The 6,032-nt window shown below is 37.8% G+C and carries 9 protein-coding genes; 1 reads left to right on the top strand and 8 read right to left on the bottom strand.

Translation table 11 applies throughout. The features are described 5' to 3' along the window. On the top strand, positions 1-330 hold a 330-nt coding region (locus AS180_RS23730; RefSeq protein ID WP_226373012.1), incomplete at its 5' end, for a transposase. Here AS180_RS23730 and AS180_RS20780 read toward each other — a convergent pair. The 8 genes from AS180_RS20780 to AS180_RS20745 form a co-directional block, all read right to left on the bottom strand. Beyond that, positions 317-532 carry a DUF2164 domain-containing protein gene (locus tag AS180_RS20780; protein ID WP_224840170.1) on the bottom strand — a complete coding sequence of 72 codons (216 nt, stop codon included), beginning with the start codon at positions 530-532 and terminating at the stop codon, positions 317-319. The two genes, AS180_RS23730 and AS180_RS20780, sit on opposite strands and share 14 nt — an antisense overlap. A gap of 8 nt (positions 533-540) precedes the next feature. Further along, entirely contained in the window at positions 541-843 is a 303-nt protein-coding gene (locus AS180_RS20775; protein WP_025908439.1) for a YxcD family protein, read from the bottom strand. Beyond that, a complete protein-coding gene (locus AS180_RS20770; protein WP_025908440.1) occupies positions 831-1,298 on the bottom strand; it encodes a hypothetical protein in 468 nt (155 codons plus the stop codon). Before AS180_RS20770 ends, AS180_RS20775 begins: the two co-directional genes overlap by 13 nt. A 216-nt stretch (positions 1,299-1,514) precedes the next feature. Then, positions 1,515-1,712: a cold-shock protein gene (locus tag AS180_RS20765; protein ID WP_025908441.1), complete on the bottom strand. Its 198-nt coding sequence runs from the start codon at positions 1,710-1,712 to the stop codon at positions 1,515-1,517. Between the two features lie 357 nt (positions 1,713-2,069). Then, a complete protein-coding gene (locus tag AS180_RS20760) occupies positions 2,070-3,332 on the bottom strand; it encodes a glutamate-5-semialdehyde dehydrogenase (RefSeq protein ID WP_025908442.1) in 1,263 nt (420 codons plus the stop codon). A gap of 99 nt (positions 3,333-3,431) precedes the next feature. After that, entirely contained in the window at positions 3,432-4,538 is a 1,107-nt protein-coding gene (gene proB, locus AS180_RS20755; protein WP_025908443.1) for a glutamate 5-kinase, read from the bottom strand. 83 nt (positions 4,539-4,621) lie between these two features. Beyond that, the gene (gene proC, locus AS180_RS20750) at positions 4,622-5,464 is read right to left on the bottom strand and encodes a pyrroline-5-carboxylate reductase (protein ID WP_035320203.1); all 843 of its coding nucleotides are present in this window, start codon (positions 5,462-5,464) and stop codon (positions 4,622-4,624) included. 298 nt (positions 5,465-5,762) lie between these two features. Further along, positions 5,763-6,032: IS66 family transposase (locus AS180_RS20745; RefSeq protein WP_139109261.1), on the bottom strand; the 270-nt coding region annotated here is incomplete at its 5' end.

Raw genomic sequence — 6,032 nt, 5'->3', positions numbered from 1 at the left:
CTTTATCGTATGCGTTGCACGACGATTGAGCGTAGCTTTGCCGATGCAAAAGAGCTAAATGGGTATCGATATGCCCGGTATCGAGGGCTGAAGTCTGTCCAGATGCAGGCGTATCTGACGGCAGCTTGTCAAAACATGAAAAAAATCGCCCATTACCTGACCAAAACAGGTCAGGTAATGGGCGATTTTTATGGAAAACGACGATTTGTTTGTGAAATGTTTACTTGTTTCACTATAAAAAATGAAAAGAGCCTCAGATTGACGAGAACCTTACAGGTTTCTCGTCAATCTGAAAATAACCCTGCAAATTGCAGGGTTATTTTTGGATAGCAAACAAATCCTCTAAGCGATCACTCATATAACGATATGAATCTTCAACGCCTAAGTTATAGAACTCGACAGCTATTTTATCAATGAAGAAATCAAGCAGTAAGCCCGCTGCTAACTCTCCAATTTCTTCATCACGTTCATTTAAAAAATACGTTTGAATTTCTTCAATTAATACTTTCTTTTTTTCTTTTGATATTGTCAAAGACTTGCTCATCCTTGTCTTACCGTTGCGTAAGCAATGATGCCTTCTTCGTCATCTAACTCTAATTCTAAACCTGTTGAGAATGGATCAATGTTCATCTGCGTATCTAACCACAAGCGCAGTGCCTCAATGATATTTAACGTAATATGGACCTGCTTTCGATCATTTACGTATGACTCAGCTGAAAAGCCATAGTCGTCATCATACATCAATTCGACCTCAACTTCCTGAGGCTGCACCTGCTTTTTATCAGCAATATACAGACACATTGCATTGATAATGTCCTGTTCCGAGATTTTTAGTTTCTCCAAGAGTTCACTTCCTGTTCTTTACGCTTGTTACGTTTAATGCTTTGAAATAGTCGAATGACGATTAAAATAAGAGCTACAATTGCTAATGCATTAATTAAGAAGCCGATTACTGGACCTAATGCACCTAAATTTCCTAACATACTACCAAATAGTAATCCTGCAAGTCCACCGAATAATAGTCCTTTCATTAAACCACCACGGTTAGTACTTGCTGCGTTCGTTGATTTTGAGTTATTTGTTGTGTTGTTCTTTTGATTTACAGAAGAATTGCTGTTTGTATTATTGTTGTTCTTAAACATACTTGGTTGATTGCTGTTTCCGCTATCAAAAGAACGCTTTCCTGATTTATAACCTTTTGCACTTACAATGGTTGAGCTATCTTGAACCAATGCTCCACCTATTGGTGAAAACATAATCGTAAGCGTTACACAAGCTGCTAATACTTTTTTTAACATGAATTTTTGCCCCCTACTATTAGTTACATACGTAAAATTTTCTACGTAACTTGTACTACGTTTCATCGTATCAAAAGGTTTCATTTTTTTATATAAAAATGAAGTAATTGCCCAAAAACGTTCACAATCTTATGATTGGTTACCTACTTAATCAAAAAAGCTGCTTATATCCATGTTGCAAAGAATATGAGCAGCTTCTACAAACCTCGTATTTTATTAGTCAATTACTTTTGGATTGTGAATAACCTGTAACTCTTTCGTTGCTTGTTGCATTTCACTTTTACAAAGCGGGCACGTTGGCTGGTCACCGCTCTTAAAGTTATCGCGAACCCAACACTTACAACTATCTGACGTACATTCCCATACTTTAGTTTCTTCAATTACAGCTGGTTCAACATTTTTTCGGTTATACATAGACATAATCTCCTTTTAAAGTAATCTACTATCCGTCTTCATATGGGTATCATCATGAGTTTATTAAAATGGAGCATATCGGTAAATGACCTATCTTGAAGAATTTAATATTATCATGAGAGAAACGAATCAAAGATGGAGTTTTATTATAAGATTATAAGCGTATGTTTAACATAAAGCATATACGCTTAAATGAGGATACAATAGTAAAAAAATTACGTGTTTTTATTATAGCAGAGTTTAGAAAAAAATTCAATAATACTATATTTTTAGGAAATTGACAACTATATTTTATTCATTGCACAAAAGAAACTCAGCATCTCTGCTGAGTTTCTTTACATAATTATTTTTATGATATTAGCGTACTTGACCATTTCCGCTCATTACATATTTAATTGTTGTTAGTGCCGGCAAGCCCATTGGTCCTCTTGCATGAAGTTTTTGAGTTGAAATTCCAATTTCCGCTCCAAAACCAAGCGCTCCACCGTCTGTAAAGCGAGTCGAAGCATTATGATAAAGAGCTGCTGCGTCTACTAACGCCATAAACTTTTTCACAACATTTTCATCTTCTGTAATCACAGCCTCTGAATGCTTCGTGCCATATACTTCAATGTGATCAATTGCTTCATCTACGTTTGAAACAACCTTCATCGCAATTGCAAGGCGTAAATATTCCTCTGCCCAATCTGCTTCTTTTGCTTCTTTGGCACCAGGAATTGTAGCAAGTGTGCGCTCGTCACCAAACACTTCAATATTAAAGTCTTTAAACGCTTGAATTAAACGGTCGCTGTTTTGCTCAAGCCACTTTTCATGAACTAATACCGTTTCAGCTGCGTTACATACTGCTGGGCGATCCGTTTTAGCATTGATTAGAATCGAAATAGCTTTTTCAACATCTGCGTGTTCATCAATATAAAGATGACAATTCCCTACTCCTGTTTCTAATACAGGAACCGTCGCATTATTTACAACAGCCTGAATCAATGATGCACCGCCGCGTGGAATTAATACGTCAATATGCTCTTTCATCGTGAAGAGCTGCTGCGTTGCTTCACGATTTGTACTCGCAATAAATTGGACAGCTTCTTTAGGAATTTCTGTTTTATCTAATGCTTTATGCATGACTTCGACAATCGCTTTGTTGGAATGAATTGCAGAAGAACCACCTTTTAACACAATCGCATTACCTGATTTTAACGCAAGACCTGTAGCATCAACCGTTACGTTTGGTCTCGCTTCGTAAATCATTCCAATTACTCCAAGTGGAACGCGAACTTGTTTAACATTTAAACCATTTTCAAGCGTCCACTCTGTTAAAATATCTCCTGTTGGATCATCAAGCTTCGATACCTGCCTTAGTCCATCTGCAAAATCTTTTACACGTTCAACAGATAATGCTAAACGATCCATTAGCGCATCATCAAAGCCTTTTTCTTTTCCATTTTCTAAATCTTTTTCATTTGCTTTTAAAATGTCATCCGTGTGCTCTTCAAGTACATCTGCAATTGTTAAAAGCGCTTTGTTTTTTTGTTCTGTTGTTAATAGACTAAGCTGCTTTGCACCTTTTTTAGCTAACACCGCTTGTTGCTTAACCGAAATATCTTCCTTTACCTGTACCACAAAATCACTCCTGGATAAGATTTACAATATTTTTTTAAATATTATGATTATTTTTGTTACATCATTATACCATAGATTTGTCGTTCTTCGCTTCTTTAATTAAAGGCCTACCGGAATCGGAATTTCGACGTGACAAACCATTCCTTCACTGTCAACAACGGGTTCATTCATTTCTTGGTTTTGAGCTAATTCTTCTGAAGAATAATTCGAAACACCTAATGCAAGCTCTTGCTCATCAACATCTAAGATTCGAACAACGGAGTCTTCTTCAAAGTGACCTTTTATAAACTTAATGTGTTCTCGTAGCAGCGGCTTCTTTTCTTCCACAATCGCCGTTTTTGCTTCGTCTTTAATTACTATTTCCCCTTCAGGCCCTGAGTTAAACGCAATCCACTGTTCTTTTTGACTTAAGTTAACAGCGTCTTCTCCTGCTTCGAAATACGTTCCAAATGCTTCACCCAACACCGCTTCTGTTAAAATGTTTGGAACGCCTGCTTTTCCTAGGAATGAAGGAATTCCTGAAGCCATTGAAATTTTAAACGCATCAATTTTTGAGCGCATACCACCTGTGCCAACTGAACTTCCAGAGTCTCCAGCACCTTCTTCAATTTCTGGCGTAATTTCAGATACGTGTGATAATAGCTCCGCATCTGGATTTTCACGAGGATCCGCGCTATATAATCCGTCAATATCAGATAGGATGATAAGTAAATCTGAATCAACTAACCCTGCAACTTTAGCAGATAGCGTATCATTATCTCCAAACTTTAGACGATTAATAGTCACCGTATCATTTTCATTGACAATCGGTACAATTCCTCGTTCTAACAGTACGTTAATGGTATTACGTGCATTGTTATATCTGCTTTCATCAGAGAAATCATCTCGTGTAATTAAAATTTGTGACGCGACGTAGCCATGAGATAAGAACAGCTCGGAGTATGCTTCCATTAAAAGTCCTTGGCCAATGGATGCGGCCGCTTGTTTTTCAGGTAATGAGCTAGGTCTTTCTAAACAACCAAGCTTTCTGTAACCTGCCGCTACTGCACCGGATGAAACAAGCAGTACCTCATGACCTTGATCTTTCAACTCGACTACTTGGTCAACAAGCCTCTCCAATTTCTTTCGGCTAATCTCACCGTGTGAACTTGTTAAAGAACTGCTGCCAATCTTAATTACAACCCGCTTCTTGCCATCGGGACTCATCAAATCACTCCTAGTTAATTCGTTTCTTTTGTTTTATTGATTTATAAATATGAGGATAGTAACGAAGAATATGAAGTTATGGTTTATGCTTCGTTGGATACCTTTTCAAGCTGTTCACTCATTTCTTTTGAACGGTCTGATGCTCCTTTTACCGCGCGCATAATTGCCGTTCCGCCACCATGTTCTTCAAGGGCTTTCAAGCCTGCTGCCGTTGTGCCATTTGGAGACGTTACGTTTTCACGAAGCTCTGTTGGCGTTTCGTCACGCTCCATCATCATTCTTGCCGCACCGTATATGGTTTGGGCTCCAATTGCTCTGGCTACTTCTGGATCTAATCCTTCTTCTTTGGCTGCTTTTTCAATATGCTCCATTAAGAAATAAAAGTACGCTGGTCCACTACCGGCAATGCCCGTGAAAATATCCATTTGTTTTTCATCAATAACGTAAACTTGACCAATTGACGATAGCAACTCTTTTGTTAAAATGACTGAATCCATTGCTGTATATTGTCCTGGAGATATTGCTGTAGCAGATTGTTGAATCATACTTGAGGTATTTGGCATCACTCGAACAACTTGTTGTTCTTCATGCAATAGATCTTCCATAAAGGCTGTTGAAATACCAGCTAGCACTGATAAAACAACTTGATCTTTAGTTATATTGGGTTTTAAAGAGGATAATGCTTGCTCAGCATCTTTTGGTTTCATTGCTAAAATGAACACGTCAATATCTGTTGTGTCTAAATCAACTCTTTTACTAGTTTGAACACCGTATTTGTTTTCCAATTCTAAAAGGCGTTCTTTATTGCTGCGATTTGTTACCACAATATTTTTCGCTGGAACAATATTAGAATGAATCATACCAGAAATCATTGCTTCTGCCATTGATCCTGCACCTAGAAAAGCAATCTTTTTTGTTTTGATCATCAAATCTCCCCTGTCAAATGTTCGTATTTTTGTTCGCGTTCTCTCAACGGTAACTATCGTAACATGCTCAAAATGGCTGTCAACCTATCGACAAGGTAAAAATAACGCTGTCAGCACATAGTACAAAAGAAATGAAACCGGATACAAAAATATTTTTCAACAAATTTCTCTATTAGAAAATCCCCAAGAAATCGACTTTTTTCGCTGTATTAATGTAAGCCCGAAATATAAAAAATAGCGCACCTTCACGGTACGCACGACGAACGGCCAGCTAACTGAATTTTTTTCAGTTAGCTGGCTATTTTGCACATGTGGCTTGAATATTCTCTGACCATGGCATGTAATTATGTAAAATCTCAGGGTGTTGATGAAACGATATATTAGGTAATTCCGTCATCAGCTTTACCAAGTACTGATAAAAATCAATTCCGTTTGCTTTGGCCGTTTCAGCCAAACTCAAACAAATGGCATTCGCATTAGCGCCTGCTTCACTCACGGAGAAGAGCCAGTTTTTGCGACCAATAACATTTGGACGAATGGCATTTTCAGCGGGGTTGTTATCAATGGC

Source organism: Priestia veravalensis (assembly GCF_001457055.1).
Classification (GTDB): Bacteria; Bacillota; Bacilli; order Bacillales; family Bacillaceae_H; genus Priestia; species Priestia flexa.
The sequence above is the reverse complement of the archived record's forward strand: the minus strand, read 5'-3'. Positions and strand labels throughout refer to the sequence as shown.

Excerpts from the sequence above, each read along its gene's own strand:
- AS180_RS20770 (WP_025908440.1), bottom strand. The coding sequence starts at position 1,298 with ATGTTAAAAAAAGTATTAGCAGCTTGTGTAACGCTTACGATTATGTTT.
- AS180_RS20765 (WP_025908441.1), bottom strand. The coding sequence starts at position 1,712 with ATGTATAACCGAAAAAATGTTGAACCAGCTGTAATTGAAGAAACTAAA.
- proB (WP_025908443.1), bottom strand. The coding sequence starts at position 4,538 with ATGAGTCCCGATGGCAAGAAGCGGGTTGTAATTAAGATTGGCAGCAGT.
- proC (WP_035320203.1), bottom strand. The coding sequence starts at position 5,464 with ATGATCAAAACAAAAAAGATTGCTTTTCTAGGTGCAGGATCAATGGCA.